At 46.7% G+C, this 657-nt stretch carries 1 protein-coding gene and 1 pseudogene; both read left to right on the top strand.

Going from position 1 to position 657, the window contains the following annotated elements; all coding sequences use genetic code 11:
* The coding region (locus tag KIV40_RS34015; protein ID WP_285353856.1) for a hypothetical protein at window positions 1–584 on the top strand (584 nt) is incomplete at its 5' end.
* A 12-nt stretch (window positions 585–596) separates the two neighbouring features.
* Window positions 597–657: pseudogene (locus KIV40_RS34010) on the top strand (YHS domain protein); the annotation flags it as partial.

Below are 657 nucleotides of genomic sequence, written 5' to 3'. Positions count from 1 at the left end.
TCAACGAGTTCGGTCTTTCACTGTGCCTACTTAATAACTACCAAGGCATTGTGCCAGATGGTCCATTGATTAGCCGTGGCTTACTGCTCAAGAACATGTCGTCAAGCCGAAACATCGCACAGCTCACCGAGGCATTTCATCGTTTAGAGCTAAGCTCTTTTGCACCATTTACTCTACTGGCTTTCGCTCCCAATTTGACGCAACACAACGGCTTGGTCGTCGCTTATAAGTGGGATGGAGTTCAGCAAAGTACTGTTGAGACCGATTCACCATTGTTTTCATCGGGCGTCGATTTGGCGAGAGTACAAGCCTACCGACAAGCAAAATACGACCAACTTATCTCTACGGGTAAAAACCAGCAAAACTTGCTGATGTTTCACTCTCATCATCACAGTGAACAACCCCATTTAGGTACCTGTATGCATCGCTCAGATGCCCAAACAGTCAGCTTTACCCACTTACGTAATTTGCACGGTCACGCCTCTATGTTTTATGCACCCGGCTCGCCTTGTGAACCAATCAACCCATGTCAGATAAATCAACAGCGCTTTACCTTCGATTTATCACCAGCAATCAACCTATAGATGGAGCCCATCATGAGAAAACTCATCACCATGGTCATGCTACTTGTTAGCCCGTACGTATTTGCCGCCGACG

It is taken from the genome of Vibrio sp. D173a (genome assembly GCF_030248475.1).
Note: the sequence above shows the minus strand (reverse complement) of the source record. Positions and strands in the feature narration are given on the sequence as shown.